Below are 1,288 nucleotides of genomic sequence, written 5' to 3'. Positions count from 1 at the left end.
CCGCGTGCGCGAGGCCACGCAGGCGGTGGAGGCCCTCGCCGCGCAGGCGGAGGCGGTGGCGCAGCGGGCCGAGCGGCATCGGCGGCTTGTCGACGCCCGCACGCGCTTGCGCGAAGTGACGGAGCGCCTGGCGCAGGGCGAAGCGTTCCTCCGCGAGCAGGACGCGACGCTGCGCCGGCTGATGGCGCGGCTGCGCGCCGTGCTGGCGGCGATGAAGACCTGTCCCCTGTGCGGCAGTCCCGTAGACGAAGACCGCATCGCGCACATTCTGGACGAGTGGGGAGGAGATGCCGGTGAGCCAGGCGGGGAAAGACAGCGGCATGGCCTATGAGGCGGAACTGAAGGCGATCCGGGAGGCCATAGAGAAGGCGAAGAACCTCCGCTACCGCGCCGAGGCGCGCCTCGAGCAACTCGAGGCCCAGCGCAACGAGATTCTGCGCGAACTGGACGAACTGGGGGTCGCGCCTGAGCGCCTCGACGAGGAGATTGCGCAACTGGAGCGGGAAATTGAGCGCCTTCTTGCCGAGGCCTGGCAGCACATTCCGAAGGAGCTGGTGGAGAAATGAGCGCCGCGCTCAGCGCCGAGCTGGAGCGGCTGCGCGAGGCGCAGCGCCGGGCCCGGGAGCGCCTGGCCCGCCTGGAGGGCAAACAGGAAGCCCTCTTGCGCGACCTCCGCGAGCGGCAAGCGGCGTGGGAAGACGCCCGCCGCCGACGGGAGCTGTACGAGCAGACGCGCATCCTGCTGCAGGAGACGGGCGCGTACGCCCGCGAGCAGGCGCGCCAGCAGCTGGCCATGCTCGTCACCAATGCCCTGCAATACGTGTTCGGGCCGGGCTTGCGCTTCGAGGTGGAGGTGGGCGAGCACGGCGGCAAACCCGTCGCGGAATTCTATGTGGTGTCCGAGGCGGACGGCGTGCCGGTCGTCACGAGGCCGCAGGACGCCCGTGGCGGGGGCGTGGTGGACGTGGTTTCCCTCGCGTTGCGCGTCGCCCTGCTGCAGGCCCTCAAACCGCCCCTCCCCGGGCCGCTCATCCTCGACGAGCCGGCCAAGCACGTGAGCGAGGACTACATCGTGCCCGTCGTCCAGTTCCTGCAGTCGGTCAGCGACCTCTTCGCGCGGCAAATCATCATGGTCACCCATAACACCCACCTGACGGAGTCGGCCGATGCCGGTTACGCCGTGCGCCTCGTAAACGGACGCTCCCACGTGGTGCCCCTCCGTCAACCGCCGGTCACTCACGAGAAAATCTAACCCAGAAGGACTTGGCAAGAGGCTCCCTCAGGGAGG

General features: G+C 69.5%; 3 protein-coding genes. All 3 read left to right on the top strand.

Annotated features, from left to right (window positions below):
* A partial coding sequence (locus tag IEX61_RS12210) for a hypothetical protein (RefSeq protein ID WP_188818249.1) occupies positions 1-331 on the top strand: 331 nt, incomplete at its 5' end.
* Positions 294-566 (top strand): hypothetical protein, encoded by a 273-nt coding sequence (locus tag IEX61_RS12205; protein WP_229725875.1) that lies wholly within the window; start codon positions 294-296, stop codon positions 564-566. The genes IEX61_RS12210 and IEX61_RS12205, both read left to right, overlap by 38 nt.
* Positions 563-1,252: an ATP-binding protein gene (locus IEX61_RS12200; RefSeq protein WP_188818247.1), complete on the top strand. Its 690-nt coding sequence runs from the start codon at positions 563-565 to the stop codon at positions 1,250-1,252. Before IEX61_RS12205 ends, IEX61_RS12200 begins: the two co-directional genes overlap by 4 nt.
* The last annotated feature ends 36 nt before the right edge of the window (positions 1,253-1,288 follow it).

Source organism: Calditerricola satsumensis, assembly GCF_014646935.1.
GTDB classification, from domain to species: domain Bacteria; phylum Bacillota; class Bacilli; order Calditerricolales; family Calditerricolaceae; genus Calditerricola; species Calditerricola satsumensis.
The sequence above is the reverse complement of the archived record's forward strand: the minus strand, read 5'-3'. Positions and strand labels throughout refer to the sequence as shown.